The 17,868-nt window shown below is 59.9% G+C and carries 14 protein-coding genes; 4 read left to right on the forward strand and 10 right to left on the reverse strand.

From position 1 onward, the window contains the following. Position 1 precedes the first annotated feature (1 nt). From NCCP436_RS06515 to fabI, 4 genes are read left to right on the forward strand one after another with little or no spacing between them, the layout of a single operon-like run. Positions 2 to 1,087, forward strand: a complete 1,086-nt coding sequence (locus NCCP436_RS06515; protein WP_220803143.1) for a microcin C ABC transporter permease YejB — start codon at positions 2 to 4, stop codon at positions 1,085 to 1,087. 2 nt (positions 1,088 to 1,089) lie between these two features. Next, positions 1,090 to 2,109 carry an ABC transporter permease gene (locus NCCP436_RS06520; protein WP_220803145.1) on the forward strand — a complete coding sequence of 340 codons (1,020 nt, stop codon included), beginning with the start codon at positions 1,090 to 1,092 and terminating at the stop codon, positions 2,107 to 2,109. 1 nt (position 2,110) lies between these two features. Then, entirely contained in the window at positions 2,111 to 3,724 is a 1,614-nt protein-coding gene (locus NCCP436_RS06525) for an ABC transporter ATP-binding protein (RefSeq protein WP_220803146.1), read from the forward strand. Between the two features lie 28 nt (positions 3,725 to 3,752). Continuing rightward, positions 3,753 to 4,547, forward strand: a complete 795-nt coding sequence (fabI, locus tag NCCP436_RS06530) for an enoyl-ACP reductase FabI (RefSeq protein WP_220803147.1) — start codon at positions 3,753 to 3,755, stop codon at positions 4,545 to 4,547. Positions 4,548 to 4,649: 102 nt separating this feature from the next. Here fabI and NCCP436_RS06535 read toward each other — a convergent pair whose 3' ends face one another. From NCCP436_RS06535 to NCCP436_RS06580, 10 genes are all read right to left on the reverse strand, one after another. Further along, positions 4,650 to 5,885: a carbohydrate porin gene (locus NCCP436_RS06535; protein ID WP_220803149.1), complete on the reverse strand. Its 1,236-nt coding sequence runs from the start codon at positions 5,883 to 5,885 to the stop codon at positions 4,650 to 4,652. Positions 5,886 to 5,983: 98 nt separating this feature from the next. After that, the gene (locus tag NCCP436_RS06540) at positions 5,984 to 7,129 is read right to left on the reverse strand and encodes an ABC transporter ATP-binding protein (protein ID WP_220803151.1); all 1,146 of its coding nucleotides are present in this window, start codon (positions 7,127 to 7,129) and stop codon (positions 5,984 to 5,986) included. A gap of 82 nt (positions 7,130 to 7,211) precedes the next feature. Then, the gene (locus NCCP436_RS06545; protein WP_220803153.1) at positions 7,212 to 8,090 is read right to left on the reverse strand and encodes a carbohydrate ABC transporter permease; all 879 of its coding nucleotides are present in this window, start codon (positions 8,088 to 8,090) and stop codon (positions 7,212 to 7,214) included. Continuing rightward, complete coding sequence (locus tag NCCP436_RS06550; protein ID WP_375709473.1) at positions 8,083 to 8,991, reverse strand: carbohydrate ABC transporter permease; 909 nt, start codon at positions 8,989 to 8,991, stop codon at positions 8,083 to 8,085. Before NCCP436_RS06550 ends, NCCP436_RS06545 begins: the two co-directional genes overlap by 8 nt. Positions 8,992 to 9,155: 164 nt before the next feature. After that, positions 9,156 to 10,406, reverse strand: coding sequence for an ABC transporter substrate-binding protein (locus tag NCCP436_RS06555; RefSeq protein ID WP_220803157.1), 1,251 nt, complete (start codon positions 10,404 to 10,406; stop codon positions 9,156 to 9,158). Between the two features lie 138 nt (positions 10,407 to 10,544). Next, positions 10,545 to 11,972 (reverse strand): ATP-binding protein, encoded by a 1,428-nt coding sequence (locus NCCP436_RS06560; protein ID WP_309295052.1) that lies wholly within the window; start codon positions 11,970 to 11,972, stop codon positions 10,545 to 10,547. Next, the gene (locus NCCP436_RS06565) at positions 11,962 to 12,693 is read right to left on the reverse strand and encodes a response regulator (RefSeq protein ID WP_220803307.1); all 732 of its coding nucleotides are present in this window, start codon (positions 12,691 to 12,693) and stop codon (positions 11,962 to 11,964) included. The genes NCCP436_RS06560 and NCCP436_RS06565 overlap by 11 nt, the downstream gene beginning before the upstream one ends. Positions 12,694 to 12,729: 36 nt before the next feature. After that, positions 12,730 to 13,689, reverse strand: a complete 960-nt coding sequence (locus NCCP436_RS06570) for a glucokinase (RefSeq protein WP_220803159.1) — start codon at positions 13,687 to 13,689, stop codon at positions 12,730 to 12,732. Next, positions 13,686 to 15,509, reverse strand: coding sequence for a phosphogluconate dehydratase (edd, locus tag NCCP436_RS06575; RefSeq protein ID WP_220803161.1), 1,824 nt, complete (start codon positions 15,507 to 15,509; stop codon positions 13,686 to 13,688). Before edd ends, NCCP436_RS06570 begins: the two co-directional genes overlap by 4 nt. A gap of 265 nt (positions 15,510 to 15,774) precedes the next feature. Next, complete coding sequence (locus tag NCCP436_RS06580) at positions 15,775 to 17,832, reverse strand: bifunctional diguanylate cyclase/phosphodiesterase (protein WP_220803162.1); 2,058 nt, start codon at positions 17,830 to 17,832, stop codon at positions 15,775 to 15,777. Between the last annotated feature and the right edge of the window lie 36 nt (positions 17,833 to 17,868).

A 17,868-nucleotide genomic window follows, 5' to 3' on the forward strand; every position in this document is an offset into this window, starting at 1 on the left:
GATGCTGGCCTATATCCTCCGCCGCCTGCTACTGATCATCCCTACCCTGTTTGGCATCCTGGTCATCAACTTCATCATCATCCAAGCCGCCCCTGGCGGACCGGTTGAACAGATGATCGCCAAGCTGGAAGGCTTTGATGCTGCCACTGGCGGCGCCACCGGCCGGGTCTCTGGCGGTGGCGCTGAAGTCTCGGTAGCCGGCTCCAGCTACCGTGGCGCCCAGGGGCTCGACCCCAAACTAATCGAAGAAATCGAGAAAATGTACGGCTTCGACAAGCCGGCTCACGAACGCTTCTGGCTGATGATAAAAAGCTATGCCCAACTGGACTTCGGCAGCAGCTTCTTCCGCGACGCCCAGGTCATCGACCTGATCCTGGAGAAAATGCCGGTATCCATCTCGCTGGGCCTGTGGAGCACCCTGATCACCTACCTGGTCTCAATTCCGCTGGGCATCGCCAAGGCCACCCGGCACGGCAGCGCCTTCGACGTCTGGACCAGTTCGGCGATAATCGTCGGTTATGCCATCCCCGCCTTTCTTTTCGCCATCCTGCTGATCGTGCTGTTCGCCGGCGGCAGCTACTGGGACTGGTTCCCGCTACGCGGGCTGACCTCGAACAACTTCGATGAACTGAGCCTTGGCGGCAAGATCCTCGACTATCTCTGGCACCTCGTGCTGCCGGTCACCGCACTGGTCGTCGGCAACTTCGCCACCCTGACCCTGCTGACCAAGAACAGCTTCCTCGACGAAATCGGCAAGCAGTACGTAACTACCGCCCGAGCCAAAGGCCTGACGGATCGGCGCGTGCTCTACGGCCATGTATTCCGTAACGCCATGCTGATCGTGGTGGCCGGTTTTCCCTCTGCGGTGCTAGGCATTTTCTTTGCCAGCTCCATGTTGATCGAAGTGATCTTTTCCCTCGACGGCCTCGGTTTGCTGGGCTTCGAATCCATTATCAACCGCGACTATCCGGTGGTCTTCGGTACGCTATTCATCTTTTCCCTGTTCGGCCTAGTGGCCAAGCTGCTCAGCGACCTGATGTACACCCTGATCGACCCGCGTATCGACTTCGAAAGCAGGGAGGGCTGAAGATGAAACTGTCCCCCCTCAACCAGCGCCGCTTCGAGCGTTTCAAGGCCCACCGCCGCGGCTGGTGGTCGCTGTGGCTGTTCCTCATCCTGTTCGGCCTGAGCCTCGGTGCCGAGCTGATCGCCAATGACAAACCGCTGGCGGTGCGCTACGACGGCCAATGGTACTTCCCGGTACTCAAGCGCTATCCGGAAACGGTGTTCGGCGGCGAATTCCCGCTGCAGGCCAATTACAAGAGCCCCTACATTCAGGAGCTAATCGCGCAGAAAGACGGCCTGATGATCTGGCCGCCGATCCCCTTCAGCTATTCGAGCATCAACTACGACCTGGAAGTGCCTGCCCCGGCGCCGCCTTCGGCACAGAACTGGCTCGGCACCGACGATCAGGGGCGCGACGTGCTGGCACGGGTGATCTACGGTTTCCGCATCTCGGTGCTCTTTGCCCTGGCGCTAACGCTGGCCAGCTCGGTGATCGGAGTCGCCGTGGGTGCTTTGCAAGGCTTCTATGGCGGCTGGATCGACCTGCTCGGGCAGCGCTTCCTGGAAGTCTGGTCCGGGCTGCCGGTACTGTTTCTGCTGATCATTCTGGCCAGTTTCGTACAGCCGAATTTCTGGTGGCTGCTGGGCATCATGCTGCTGTTTTCGTGGATGAGTCTGGTGGACGTGGTGCGGGCCGAGTTCCTGCGAGGACGCAACCTGGAATATGTGCGCGCAGCCCGAGCGCTGGGCATGGGCAACACCGGCATCATGTTCCGTCATATCCTGCCCAACGCCATGGTCTCGACCATGACCTTCATGCCCTTCATCCTGACCGGCGCCATTGGCACCCTGACCTCGCTGGACTTTCTTGGCTTCGGCCTACCAGTAGGCGAACCCTCGCTGGGTGAGCTGGTTGCCCAAGGCAAGAGCAACCTCCAGGCTCCCTGGCTGGGTATCAGCGCATTCGTGGTTCTGGCGCTGATGCTGAGCCTGCTGGTATTCATCGGAGAAGCCGCCCGCGATGCCTTCGACCCGAGGAAATGACATGAGCCAGCACGAGACCCTGTTACACGTTCGCGACCTGGCCGTCGAATTCGTCAACGGCGAAAACTGCCAGCGCGTAGTGGAAGAAGTCACCTTCGATATTCGCAAGGGCGAGACTCTGGCCCTTGTCGGAGAAAGCGGTTCCGGCAAGTCGGTGACCGCCCATTCCATTCTGCGACTGCTGCCCTACCCGCTGGCCCGCCACCCGCAGGGCAGTATCGAGTATGCCGGGGAAAACCTGCTGCAACTTAGCGAAGCGCGCCTGCGCAACATCCGCGGCAATCGCATCGCCATGGTGTTCCAGGAGCCGATGACCTCGCTCAATCCTCTGCACACCATCGAAAAGCAGATCAGCGAAGTGTTGGCCTGGCACAAGGGCCTGCGCGGCAAGGCAGCCACTGCCCGGATCCTGGAACTGCTGGAGCTGGTCGGTATCCCCGAACCGAAGAAGCGTCTGAAGGCCTATCCACACGAGCTGTCCGGCGGCCAGCGACAGCGGGTGATGATCGCCATGGCTCTGGCCAACGACCCCGAACTGCTGATTGCCGACGAGCCAACCACTGCTCTGGATGTCACGGTGCAGCTGAAAATCCTCGAATTGCTCAAGGATTTACAGGCACGACTGGGCATGTCGCTGCTGCTGATCAGCCACGATCTCAACCTGGTTCGCAGAATTGCGCATCGTGTATGTGTCATGCAGCGCGGTCGGATCGTCGAACAGACGTCGTGTGAAAAATTGTTCCAGGCGCCCGAGCATCCCTATACCCGGGAATTGATCGGTGCCGAACCCAGTGGCGAACCAGCGGCCAACCCCGTGGGTAAGCCGCTGCTGGAAGTGGACGACCTGCGCGTATGGTTCCCGATCAGAAAGGGCCTGCTGCGCAAGACCGTGGATCACGTCAAGGCAGTGGACGGTATCAGCTTCAGCCTGCATCAGGGTCAGACCCTGGGCATCGTCGGTGAAAGCGGTTCCGGCAAGTCCACCCTTGGCATGGCCATCCTGCGGCTGCTTGCCAGCCGTGGCGAAATCCGCTTCCAGGGCCAACCCCTGCAGGGGTTGTCGCAGAAGGACGTACGTCCTTTGCGACGGCAAATGCAGGTGGTCTTCCAAGATCCGTTCGGCAGTCTCAGCCCGCGCATGTCAGTGGCCCAGATCGTCGGCGAAGGCCTGCGCATCCACGGGATAGGCAGCGAGGCCGAACAGGAACAGGCAATCATCGACGTACTTATGGAGGTGGGTCTGGATCCGCAGACGCGGCATCGCTACCCCCACGAGTTTTCCGGCGGGCAACGGCAGCGGATTGCCATTGCCCGGGCACTGGTGTTGAAGCCGGCGCTGATTCTGCTCGACGAGCCCACATCGGCGCTCGACCGAACAGTTCAACGCCAGGTGGTGGAGCTGTTGCGCGACTTGCAGGCCAAGTACAACCTGACCTACCTGTTCATCAGCCATGATCTGGCGGTGGTTCGGGCGCTAAGTCACCAGTTGATGGTGGTCAAGCAGGGACAGGTGGTGGAACAAGGCTCTGCCGAGTCAATCTTCGGCGCACCACAACACCCTTATACGCAGCAGTTGCTGGAAGCCGCCTTCATGGCCCCGGCAACCGCTCACTGATCCTTGAAACAGGAAGAGGAATAGCACAATGGGTTTTCTAACCGGTAAGCGTGTACTCATCGTTGGCGTTGCCAGCAAACTGTCCATCGCTTCGGGCATCGCCGCCGCCATGTACCGCGAAGGCGCTGAACTGGCCTTCACCTACCAGAACGAGAAGCTCCGCGGCCGCGTCGAGGAATTCGCTGCCGGCTGGGGTTCCAGCGCCGACCTGTGCTTCCCCTGCGATGTGGCCAATGACGAGGACATCAACGCAGTATTCGAGGCTCTGAGCAAGAAGTGGGACGGTCTGGACTGCATCGTTCATTCCGTTGGTTTTGCCCCGGGCGACCAGCTCAACGGCGACTTCACCGAAGTCACCACCCGTGAAGGCTTCAAGATCGCCCACGACATCAGCGCCTATAGTTTCGTCGCTCTGGCCAAGGCCGGCCGCGAACTGATGAAAGGTCGCAACGGCAGCCTGCTGACCCTCTCCTACCTGGGCGCCGAGCGCACCATGCCGAACTACAACGTAATGGGCATGGCCAAAGCCAGCCTGGAAGCCGGTGTACGCTACCTGGCCTCCAGCCTTGGCCCGGAAGGTACTCGCGTCAACGCCATTTCCGCTGGTCCTATCCGCACCCTGGCCGCCAGCGGCATCGCCAGCTTCCGCAAGATGCTGGCTGCCAACGAGAAGCAGACCCCGCTGCGTCGCAACGTCACCATCGAGGAAGTCGGCAATGCCGGCGCCTTCCTCTGCTCGGATCTGGCCTCGGGTATCAGCGGCGAGATCCTCTATGTCGACGGTGGCTTCAACACCACCGCCATGGGTAACCTGGAAGACTGATCCGGCCACTATCCAACGAAAAAGGCCTGCCACTATGGCAGGCCTTTTACTTTCCGCGGTTCATCACTCAGCCAGTGCAAGACCGGCCGAGCAACTGGAGGTTTACCACCAGTGCTCCACTTGCACACCGAAGTTGTAGCCGTGACGGGCATTGCCGAATACACCGCTGTCAGACAGTGCCGAACCTGCTGCCAGTTGAGTGGCCGCCTGCTGTGCGGCACGGTTCCAGGAGGCATAGGTCAGGTACAGGCGAAACTCTGGACGCGCCCAGAAGCCAGGCCCGGCAGGTGACCAAGTCGGCGCGATGGTGACCTTGGTCAGCTTGCGTGTGCCATCACGGGCATCGACCTGATCGTGCCCCAGCTCACCGACCAGCTTGAACTGCTCGCTAAACGCATAGCTGGTTCTCCCACCCACTGAAAGCCAGTCCTGATCCTCGCCATCGGGCCTGGTGTCCTTCTGGTAGACGAACTGCATCTGGCCACCAAGGCGTGGTGTAGCCTGCCAGTCGAAGTATTCCACCAGGCGCCAGCTTTTGTTGTTGCGATCCAGAGTCACATCGCCGGTATAACCCAACCCGGTTCCCGGGCCTCGGCCGTACTGCAGAGCCAGGGTATTAACGCCGCCAAAGAAGTCACGCTGCTTGTGCTGAGCGGTGATCGCCCAGCCACTGTGGGCATCGTCGCCATCCGGCTTGTCGATATAACTCAGGCCAAACTCCAGCTCCCCCCCCGGATTGACCTTGAAACCGGCGACGTTGAAGTCGTGGCGATTAATGTAATCTTCCTGGAAATAACTGTCCTTGCGCGAGAAAGCGTAGCTGTATTTCAACCCACCGAACTCAAAGTCCTCGATACCGGCCCCGGTAGCACTCTGGTTCCAGTAGTAGAAATCAGTGATATGAATATCGTTGCGCTTATAGAAACGCCGCCCCGCCCACAACGAGCCGCCATTGAGAGCAGGCACCTTGCTCCACTCGGCATACATCTGGTTCATTCGGGCATAACCGTACTCACCAGTGAACTTCGGTGTATGACCGTACGCATTGTTGAGCTGTGCCATACCCTCGACGCTCAGCACTGAGCCATCGTCCAGTGTCAACAGATCCTGGCGCAGATCCAGTTCAATATAGTGCTCGCATTCGTTGCCCAGACGGTACTTCGACTGCGCCCCCGGCAACTGGAAGCAGGACTGCGTGCCGCCATGCTCCCCGCCACCGACGCCACTGCGCAGGTAGCCCGAGAACTCAAGGGCATGCGCCTGTGTAGAAGCCAGGCCAACAGCCAGCAGGCCAGGGACTGCAAACAGATGCAACAAGTTAGTAGATGGGGTTTTCATCTTCGCTCCAGATTGTTTTTATTGTGCGGATGCTTCGGATACCCCCCGAAGCGGCGGGGACTACTAGCTAACGCGCGACCTTCAAGGACACACGGGAACTAGCCAATTCTCAGACGACTGACGTTGCCAGCTGGCGCAGCCTGATACTGCTGCGGACGCACTCGCTCGCCGCTGGCGGCGTCAAACAGCAGCACGCGCTGTGGCTCGATCAGCAGATCGATCGAAGTTCCGGCCTGTACCGCCTCGTCCGGGGCCAGACGGCAGCACACTTTGGTTTGGTTGAGAGTGAAGAACACCAGAGTGTCCGGGCCAGTCGGCTCCACCACCTCGATCTCGGCGCGCAATCCGGGCGTGCCGGCCGCAGCTGGCAGGATCTGCTCTGGTCGAATCCCGAGAATCAGCTCACGCCCCTGCAGATCAGTGGCATCGCCCAGCACCAGTTCTGCACGCGCGCCAGTACTACTTTCCAGCAGACCGATGCACTGCTCACCATGGATTTCGGTGCGCAGAGGGATGAAGTTCATAGGAGGCGAGCCGATGAAGCTGGCAACGAACTGGTTGGCCGGGTCGTTGTAAATCTGCTGGGGCGTACCGAACTGCTGGATGATGCCGTCCTTCATCACCGCCACCTTGTCACCCAGGGTCATGGCCTCGATCTGGTCGTGGGTAACGTAGACCGTGGTAGTCTTCAGACGCTGGTGCATCAGCTTGATTTCGGTGCGCATCTCCACTCGCAGCTTGGCGTCGAGGTTCGACAGAGGCTCGTCGAACAGATAGATCTTCGGCCGTCTTGCCAACGCCCGGCCCATGGCCACACGCTGTTGCTGGCCACCAGAAAGCTGACTGGGCTTACGGTCGAGCAGATGTTCGATTTGCAGCAGGCGCGCCACACGTTCTACTTCGGCATCAATCTCCGCCGCGGGCATCTTGCGGATCCGCAGGCCAAAGGAAATGTTGTCGCGCACACTCATGGTCGGGTACAGCGCGTAGGACTGGAACACCATGGCGATATCCCGATCCTTCGGGCTCATACCACTGATATCGGCGCCATCGACGAGAATCTCCCCGCCGCTGATGCTTTCCAGGCCAGCGATACAGTTCATCAGGGTTGATTTGCCGCAACCCGACGGCCCTACCAGGATCAGGAACTCACCGGAGTCGATGGACAGCTCGATGTTCTTCAGGGTGTCCACTAGGCCGCTGCCGTAGGACTTGATGACATTGCGCAACTCAAGGGTAGCCATTTCGTTTTCTCCACTGGTGCAGCCTTTACGGGCACGGCGATACCTACCGGGCGTGCCCGACGCTGCTTCAATTTGGTTGGTTTCAGCCCTTCACGGCGCCGGCCGTAAGGCCACGCACGAAGTACTTGCCGGCGAGGATGTAGACCAGCAACGTCGGCAGCCCGGCGATCATCGCGGCGGCCATATCGACGTTGTATTCCTTGACCCCGGTGCTGGTGTTGACCAGATTGTTCAGGGCCACGGTGATTGGCTGGGTATCGCCACTGGAGAACACCACCCCGAAGAGGAAGTCGTTCCAGATCTGGGTGAACTGCCAGATCAGGCAAACCATGATGGTCGGCAGTGACATCGGCAGCAGAATGCGTCCGAAAATGGTGAAGAACCCCGCACCATCAAGCCGAGCAGCACGTACCAGCGCCTCGGGGATGCTCACGTAGAAGTTGCGGAAGAACAGCGTGGTGAAGGCCAGACCATAGACCACGTGAACCAGTACCAGCCCTTCGGTGGTATTGGCCAGACCAAGCTGGCCAAGGGTGAAGGATGCCGGCAGTAGAATCACCTGGAACGGCAGGAAGCAACCGAACAACAGAAAACCGAAGAACAGCTGCGAGCCGCGGAAGCGCCACATGGCCAGTACGTAGCCGTTGAGCGCACCGACCAGTGTGGAAATCAACACAGCCGGAATGGTGATTTTCACCGAGTTCCAGAAATAACCGCCAACCCCGTCCCAGGCCTTAACCCAACCGATAAGGGTAAACACGTCCGGAATCGACAGCAGGTTGCCGCTACGGATGTCGTCTGGAGTCTTGAAGCTGGTCAGCAACATCACCAGCAGAGGCACCAGATATACCGCACAGGCCAGAATCAAGGTCGAGTAGATGGCCAGACGGCCGAGGCTGAAACCCTTCAGCCGAAGTACCGGGCGCGTCGCCACGCGTGTATCGAGAACAGTATCAGTCATGGCGTTTGCCTCGCAGTTCGGAATACAGATAGGGCACCAGAATTGCCAGCACTGCGCCGAGCATCAGCATCGCGCTCGCAGCACCAAGCCCCATCTGGCCGCGGGTGAAGGTATGGGCGTACATGAACATTGCCGGCAGATCCGAGGCATAGCCGGGCCCTCCGGCGGTCATCGAAGCCACCAAGTCGAAGCTCTTGATGGCGATATGAGCAAGGATCATCAAGGCGCTGAAGAACACCGGGCCCAGGCTCGGCAGCACGATGCGCAGGTAAATGGTCGGCAGACTGGCTCCATCGACCTGAGCGGCACGAATGATCGACTGATCAACCCCTCGCAGGCCGGCGAGAAACAGCGCCATGACGAAGCCCGAGGACTGCCACACCGCAGCCACCACCAGGCAGTAAACGACACGATCCGGATCCATCAGCCAGTCGAAGCGAAAACCGTCCCAGCCCCAGTCACGCAGCAGCTTGTCCAGACCCAGCCCCGGGTTGAGCAGCCACTTCCAGGCCGTGCCGGTAACAATCATCGACAGCGCCATGGGATAGAGAAAAATGGTCCGGATAAAGCCTTCGCGGCGGATGCGCTGATCCAGCAAAACCGCCAGCAATACGCCGATCACCAAGCTGATGGCGATAAACAGGCTGCCGAACAGCAAAAGGTTCTTGCTTGCCACCCACCAGCGATCGTTCTCCCACAGCCGCAAATACTGCTGCAGGCCGACAAAGCTGTAGCTGGGCATGAAGCGCGAGTTGGTAAAAGACAGCAGGAAAGTCCAGCCGATATAACCGTAGAAACCCACCAGTACGATTACCATGCTCGGTGCCAGGACCAGCTTCGGCAGCCAGCGCTGCAAAGCATCCAGTGGTCTGACCCGGGTTGAAACTGCAGAAGAACGCATGGGGACTAGCTCCATGGACAGGTTTTTTACTGCCTCCTGCGCAAATGCGAGGAGACTGGAAATGGGAACCGGCAGCAAACGAGAGACAGCCGATCCCCTGGCACCCGGAGGCGCCTGATTGAAATCAGGGGTTTAGAGGGCTGCCTGACGGCAGCCCATAATGGCTACTGCACGGCGGCTATGGCCGCGGCCAACTGGCGGGCAGCCCGCTCCGGGTCAGCCTTCGGGTCATTGAAGAAGTTGGTGACCACGTCAAACACCGCACCCTGCACGTAGCTGGACGCTGCCATGCCGTGAGCCAGGCTCGGCTGCAGGCCGTCATTGCCGGCTGCTTCCCGGAAGTCGGCCATGGAGCGCTGGGCACAGGCATCAAACGAACTCATGTCCTGATCCAGGCGTACAGGAATCGAACCCTTGTTCTTATTGAAGATCTCTTGGAACTCGCTACCCATGACGGTGCGCGCCAGATCCTCCTGAGCACGGCGATTCTCGCCCTTGCTCAGTAGAAACATAGCCAGCGAGTCGATGTTGAAGGTGAAGTCGCCCTGGGTACCCGGGAACGGAACGCACTGATAGTCCTTGCCGGCTACCTTGCCAGCAGCCGTCCATTCACTCTTGGCCCAGTCGCCCATGATCTGCATGCCAGCCTTGCCGTCAATCAGCAAACCAGTAGCTCCGTTCCAGTCGCGCCCGGCTGCATCGGCATCAATGTAGCCACGAAGTTTGGCGAGAGCCGAGAAAGCCTGCACCATGCCCGGACCACTAAGCACCTTGCTATCGAGATCGACAAAGGCCTTGTGGTACTCCTGCGGACCGAGAATCGACAGCGCCAAGCTCTCGAATACCGTGGCATCCTGCCAAGGCTGGCCGCCGTGAGCGATGGCGATGTAGCCGGCCTCACGCAACTTGTCGGCTGCGGCAAAAAGCTCGTCCAGAGTGTTCGGCGGGGTCGCACCTGCCTTGGCGAAAACCTCCGGATTGATCCAAAGCCAGTTGACCCGATGCACGTTCACCGGCACCGCGACGTAGTTGTCCTGATATTTCATGACATCGACCACCTGAGGAGGCAGCAGTCGATCCCAGCCCTGCTCGTCGGCCACCTCATCAAGATTGCCGAGCAGGCCCAACTCGCCCCATTCCTGGATGTCAGGCCCCTTGATCTGCGCAGCCGAAGGCGGGTTGCCCGATACCGCACGAGTCTTCAGCACGGTCATGGCTGCCTCTCCGCCACCGCCGGCGACGGCGAAATCCTTCCAGGTATGCCCCTGCTTCTCGATCAGTTGTTGCAGGGTATCGACGGCGCGCTTCTCGCCTCCGGAAGTCCACCAGTGCAGCACCTCGACTTCACCAGCCGATGCATGCAGAGGCAGAAGGGAAACCAACGAGACAGCCGTCAGGCGGAAAAAGACGTTCATAGACAATACCTGTAATTGTTGTTATCGGGAGACAGGCAGAAGGACACCTGCACCTAAACAAGTCTAAACAGAGCAATAAATCCGACGGGTAACGAAGGGATAGGGAAAAGTCACGATCCGGTTACAAAATGCCGGCACTCATTGCCGCGGCAATCTCAGAGTCACTCGCAGCCCACCCTTGGTCAGATTGCACAGGCTCAGCTCGCCCCCATGGCTGTGAGCGATGTTGCGCGCAATACCCAAGCCCAGGCCGTAGCCTGGCTGGTGGCCAGAGAGACGGAAATGAGGCTCGAACACCTGCGCCAGACGCTGCTCAGGAACCCCTGGCCCCTCGTCATCGACATGCAGGACGAAAGCCGCAGCATCGTCCTCAATGCGCAGATGAGCGCGCTCACCGTATTTCAATGCGTTGTCGACCAGGTTGCCAATGCAACGCTTGAGTGCCAGCGGCTTTCCCGGGTAACTGGCATGAGCCAGCCCCTGCAAGGTCAGCTGCCCGCTTAGCAAATAGGGCTCCACCACACACTGCAGCAGGTGATTGAGATCCACCGGCTCGACATTTTCGTGAATGTCGGTGTCCTTGACGCACTGAAGTGCGCCTTTGACCAGCATCTCCAGCTCATCCAGATCACGGTTGAACTTGATCTGCTGAAACTCGTCATCAAGCAATTCGACACGCAGACGGAGTCGGGTTATCGGAGTACGCAGATCGTGGGAAATGGCGCTGAACAGTTGACTGCGCTCGCGCAGGTAGCGGCTGATCCTCTGGTTCATGGCATTGAAGGCACGCCCTACCTCGGCCACTTCACTGGCACCTACCTCCGCCACGGGCGCTGACTCAACTTCCAGCGACATGTCCCGCGCCGCCAGGGCCAAACGCTTGAGCGGGCGAGTCTGCCAGTGCACCAACAGGCCGATAAACAACAACAAAAAACCGCTGGTAAGCAGAATGAACCACAGTTGCTGCAGTGGCAGCCCCGTTCGCTCAAGATTGACGTAGGGTTCCGGAAGCAGCGAAGCCAGGTAAAGCCACTCTCCCGGCGCTATACGGATTTGCGTCACCAGCACAGGCGGATCCAAGGGTTCCAGGGTCAGCGCGTAGTGCGCCCAGGAGCGCGGCAACTCGTCCAGTTTCAAGCCGCTATTGAAGATGCGCAGATCTGCCGGATCGACAAACTGCAACGACACATCCAGACCCCGCCCGAGACGCTCCTGTAAAGTCTGCTGTACGGCATTCAGTACTGCACGCTTGCGCGGCGTCTCCGGAAGCGCACGCATCTTCAGTGGTTTCTCGTTGAGCGAAACGAAAAAGCGCGTCCCCCCCATGTTGCGCAACTGGTCAAGCACCAAGGGGCGGTAGCCCATGGGCAGCGAGCGAAAGTAACCGACGCTGGCCGCCATAGACTGGGCCAGACTGCGCGAGCTGGTCAGCAGGCCTTCCATCTGACTGGCACGCAACTGAACCATCCAGATCGCACTGGCCAGAGTCTGAGCCAGCAGAACCGCCAGCAATGTCAGAAGCAGCATGCGCCCGAGCAGCGAGCGCGGCAGCAACCTAATCGCCATGCTGCGCCGTCGTCACACTGGCAGCCAGCAGGTAACCGCTGCCACGCACGGTACGGATCAGTCGCGGCGGTTTGTCAGTATCGCGCAAGCGCTGACGCAGACGGCTAACGGCCATGTCTACAATGCGCTCAAGCGGCATTACTTCTCGCCCCCGGGTGGCATTGCCGATGGTGTCACGGTCGAGAATCTGCTGGGGATGGTCGAGAAACAGCTTGAGCAAGGTGAAATCGGCGCCCGAGAGAATCACCTCCTCGCCGTCGGCATGAAACAGCCGTCGACTGATCACGTCCAGCCGCCACCGGTCAAAAAACAGGACTTCCCCCTTGCGCTCCTGAATGAAGCTGACCCGACGCAACAGCGCCTTGATCCGGGCCAGCAGCTCGCGCGGACTAAAGGGCTTGGCCAGGTAATCGTCGGCCCCAAGCTCCAGACCGATGATCCGGTCAGCTTCATCGGAACTGGCCGTAAGCATGATGATCGGCACCTGGGCGAAACGCGGATGCGCGCGTACCCAGCGACACAGGCTGAAACCGTCTTCATCCGGCAACATCACATCGAGAATCAGAAGATCGGCCGCCTCACGCTCCAGTTGCCGGCGCAGGCTGGCGCCATCAGCCACCGTCTGTACCTGAAACCCGGCGCGGCTCAGATAGGTCTGCAGCAGCTCACGAATGTCCTGATCGTCATCGACCAGCAGTATCGACTTGCCGGGCTGGCTCACCATCCACCTTCCTTATTGTTATCAGCACCCGCAAAGCTAACCCGAGAATGCCTGCTGCAGGGCCACGCCCGCCCCTGTCAGTCCAGGGTACTCGGCAGTCACCAGCCAGACCGGCACCTCATCGAGATAATGGCTCATGCAGCCCTTTTCCACAAAGCTGCGGGAAAAACCGCTGACTGCAAAGAAATCAGCAAAGCGCGGCACCACACCGCCAACCACGTACACTCCACCCAGTGCACCTAGCGTCAAGACATTGTTTCCGGCCACCCGACCGAGCCAGACGCAGAACTGTTCGAGTACTGCCAGCGCCAGTGGCTCACCAGACAACGCTGCTGTCGTGACCTCGGCGGGCGACTGCAACTGCGCCGGCGAGCCGCTGAGACGGGAAAAAGCGCGGTACAGAGTGAGCAGGCCAGCACCACTGAGCACGTCCTCGGCTCGTACATGGCCCAGCATATCCAGCAGAATCTGCCACAGCTCGGCCTCCTGCAGGGTTGCCAGCGGCAAATCCACATGCCCGCCCTCACCCGGCAGCGCCTTCCAGCGGCCATCCCCCAGCGGCAACAGGCTGGCTACACCCAACCCCGTGCCCGGACCAATCACCATACAGGGCGAGCCGATCTGCGCAGTACCCGGGCGCACCAGCCGCTGCTCGCCGTCCTGCAGGCGAGTCATACCCAGGGCCATCGCTGTAAAATCATTGATCAACAGCAGGTCTCTCAGGCCCAGCGCACGGCAGAAAGCCGCGCGCTCCAGACGCCAGTGGTTGTTGGTGAAACGAAATGGCTCACTGACGACCGGCCCGGCACAGGCCAGACACACCGCGTCCACGGCCTGCGGATCAAGATCGAGGCTGGCCAGATAGGCACCGATAGCCTCCTCCGGGCCGGCATAGCCGGCCGTGGGCAGCACCTGTACCGACTCCAGGCATTCGTTGCGCCACAAGGCAAAACGTGCGTTGGTGCCACCGATGTCACCGACCAGACCCAGCTTCACTTGAGCACCTCCAGACTGGCGGTAAAGGCGCTAGCCCCTTTCTCCGCACTACTGAAGCTCTGGCGCATGAAGGCAAACAACTCGCGCCCACAGCCAACCGCAGCGGCTGGCGCCTCGGCCAATGGCCGGGCCATCAGCTCAGCCTCGTCAAGCAGCACCTGCAACACACCGTTGCGACCATCCACACGCAGCGGATCACCATCCTGCAGGCGCGCCAGCAGGCCACCGTCGAAAGCCTCGGGGCAGACATGAATCGCCGCCGGAATCTTGCCTGAGGCGCCAGACATGCGTCCGTCTGTGACCAGCGCCACCTTGAAACCACGATCCTGCAACACCCCAAGATACGGGGTCATCTTGTGCAGTTCCGGCATGCCGTTGCTACGCGGCCCCTGGAAACGCACCACTGCGACGAAGTCACGCTCCAGCTGGCCGGCCTTGAACGCCTCGACCAGTTCCAACTGATCCTCGAACACCAGTGCCGGCGCTTCCACCACCTGATGCTCTGGCGCTACCGCCGAAACCTTCATCACCCCACGGCCGAGGTTGCCCTGCATCAGGCGCAGGCCACCCTCGGCGGAGAACGGCCGGGCGACGGGCCGCAGGATCGTCTCATCGAGGCTTTCCCGGGGCCCCTCGCGCCAGACCAGTCGGCCATCCTCAAGAAACGGCTCACGGGTATAGCGTGACAATCCGGGACCGGCCACGGTATTGACCGACTCGTGCAGCAACCCGGCGTCAAGCAACTCACGGATCAGGAGGGCCATACCACCAGCGGCCTGGAAATGGTTGATATCGGCCTTGCCATTGGGATAGACGTGGGCCAGTGTCGGCACCACCTCGGACAGGTCGGCCATGTCCTGCCAGGTCAGCAGGATGCCTGCCGCCCGAGCAATGGCCGGCATGTGCAAAGTATGGTTGGTAGAGCCACCTGTCGCATGCAGTGCAACGATGGAGTTGACCAGGCAGCGCTCATCGACGATCTCGCCAAGCGGAGTGAACTGTCCGCCCTGACGGGTCAGACGGGTCACCTGCCGGGCCGCCTCACGGGTCAGAGCCTCACGCAACGGAGTGCCTGGGTTGATAAAGGAAGAACCTGGCAGGTGAAGCCCCATCACCTCCATCAATAACTGGTTGGTGTTGGCGGTACCGTAAAAGGTACAGGTACCCGGACCGTGATAGGCGGCCATCTCCGCCTCCAGCAACTCTTCGCGACTGGCCTTGCCTTCGGCGTAGCGCTGACGTACTTCGGCCTTTTCCTTGTTGGACAACCCGGAAGTCATAGGTCCTGCCGGCACGAAAAGCGCTGGCAAATGTCCGAAGCGCAACGCTCCCATCAAGAGACCGGGGACGATCTTGTCACACACGCCGAGGTAGAGGGCAGCATCGAACATGTTGTGCGACAGCGCCACGGCCGTGGACATGGCAATCACCTCGCGGCTGGCTATGCCCAGCTCCATGCCCGGCTCCCCCTGAGTGACACCATCACACATGGCCGGTACGCCCCCGGCGAATTGCCCCACCGAACCCAGCTCGCGGAGCGTCTGCTTGATTTGCTCTGGGAAGTGCTCGTAGGGCTGGTGTGCCGAGAGCATGTCGTTGTAGGCCGAAACGATGGCCACATTGGCAGCATCCATTAATCGCAGGGCCTGCTTGTCATTGCCACCGCAGGCCGCTACACCGTGAGCAAAGTTGGCACACTGCAACTTGCCCCGCTGCGGCCCTTCACTGGCAGCAGCATGCAGCATCTCCAGATACCGCTGACGGGTGGCACGGCTACGCTCAATCAGACGCTCTGTGACTTCTACAACGCGCGGGTGCATGGAAAGAACTCCGGCTAGCTATTGTTTTTAATAAGAATAAAAAATAACCCTTATCTACCGTTTTTTCCAGCGGAAACACGAGCAAATTTTGATAAAAAACAACATAAACTTTCAAAATGAACCAATAGGTCGAACCCGGCAGCATCCGGACGGAACCAATAGCCGCATGAATTCGCGACTTCGGGCAGGGTAAAGGAGAAATCGCCCACTGTCGCTCCGAGCATCATTGGCACGGAAGATTTGCGAGGACGTCAGATTGGAGGAGTCAGCCGGCAGTAGAGAACAGTCGTTCGGGGGGAAGCGGCTGCCCCAGCCAGAATCCCTGCAGGGAATCACAGCCAAGACGGGTAAGAAACTCCTGCTGCTCAGGCGTTTCCACGCCCTCGGCAACGATGCGCAGGTTCAACGCCTGGCCTAGAGCAACAATGGCCGAAACTATGGCGACATCTTCGCCGTTACCTTGCAGGTCGTTGACAAAGCCACGGTCGATCTTCAATTCATCGGCAGGCAGGCGCTTGAGGTAAAGCAGACTGGAGTAGCCGGTGCCGAAGTCATCGATGGCAATGCCTACCCCCATGTCAGTCAGTTTCTCGAGAATCGACTGACTGACGATCACATCCTGCATGGCGGTACTTTCGGTGATTTCCAGAGTCAGGCAACTGGCTGGAAGACAGTGGCGGGTCAAACTCTGCCTGACATTCTCGAGCAAGCCAGCATTGCCGAACTGCAGCGCCGACAGATTGACTGCCACGCTCCAGTCTGTGTGCCCCTGCTCGTACCACTGGCGCATCTGCCGACAGGCCTCATCAAGCACCCAATTGCCAATGGGAACGATAAGCCCTGTGCGCTCGGCCAGTTCCATGAACTGTGCCGGAGACAGCAGGCCGCGGTGCGGATGCTGCCATCGCAACAGTGCCTCGGCCCCCAGCATCCGTCCGCCGTCACTGGCGAACTTGGCCTGGTAATACAGGCAGAACTCCTGCCGCTCCAGAGCCATGCGCAAATCTTGCAGAAGTTCCAGTTGCTGACGCGCATCAGCATTCATTGAGCGCTCGAAGAAACTGTAGTCGTTCTTGCCCAGACGCTTGGCATGGTACATGGCTGCATCGGCGTTGATCAGTAACGTCTTCTGATCCTCGGCATCGCCCGGATACAGGGCAATGCCTACGCTGGCCGAAACCCGCAAACGATGTCCATCTACCTCGAAAGCTTGCGTCAGCAACCCAAGTACATGACTGGCAATCTTGGCCGCATCGTCTCGTTGGCGCAGTTCCACCAATAGGACGAACTCGTCACCGCCAATACGTGCCAGGCTGTCCTGAGCCCGGAGATGACTGCGCAGACGCTGCGCTACAGCCACCAGCAGGCGATCCCCCACATGATGACCAAAGGCGTCATTGATCGGTTTGAAACCGTCCAGATCCATGTACAGCAGCGCCAGATGCCCGCCATGGCGCTGCACCTTGAGTATCCCCTGGGCGATCCGATCCTCCAGCAGCAAACGGTTGGGCAACTTGGTTAGACCATCATGCAGGGCCAGTTGAGTCAACTCGGCATTGGCCCGGGCCAGGGAACTGTTGAGCAGTTCGGTACGTGCCTGCAAGCGGGCATCGAGCACCGAGGTCAACAGCGTGATGGCCAGCACCGCCAGGGTGGTAACGATCACCAGGCTGGCCAGCCAGCGGCTATCCAGGCCGCTGAGTGCGGCACCGCAGAAGCTGCCTGCCGGGAAGTTCGCCGCGGCCATACCGGTGTAGTGCATACCGACAATGGCAAGACCCATGATAACCGCCGCACCCGCCCGGGCCAGGCGTACATGGGGCATATGCCGGCGCAGACGAAAAGCGACCAGCAGCGCCGCTCCCGAGGCCAGCACAGCAATCAATAGAGACAGTACGAAGAGCAGCGGGTCGTAGTCGATACCCGGCTGCATACGCATTGCCGCCATACCGATGTAATGCATTGAGCCGATGCCTGCGCCCATGGCCAGCGAGCCCAGACCAATGTGCCATAGCGGCAGCACGGGCTGACTGACCAGCCAGAGCGCAAAGCCCGAGGCGAGAATGGCGATTGCCAGCGACAGCAGAGTCAGTGCCAGATCGTAGCCAAGGGGGATAGGCAGACTGAATGCCAGCATGCCGACAAAGTGCATTGACCAGATGCCGAAGCCCATCGCCACGGCGCCACCGCCAATCCACACTCCTCGCGAAGATCCCTTCGCACTGGCGATACGCCCGGCCAGATCAAGTGCTGTATAAGCCGAAAGGATGGCCACGCAGAGCGAGAGTACAACCAGCGGTAAGTCGTAACTACCAATCAACATCGAGAACTTCTGCGGCAATAGTGCACGACCGAAAGG

Origin of the sequence: Pseudomonas sp. NCCP-436, from assembly GCF_019656335.1 — a bacterium.
GTDB lineage: Bacteria > Pseudomonadota > Gammaproteobacteria > Pseudomonadales > Pseudomonadaceae > Aquipseudomonas.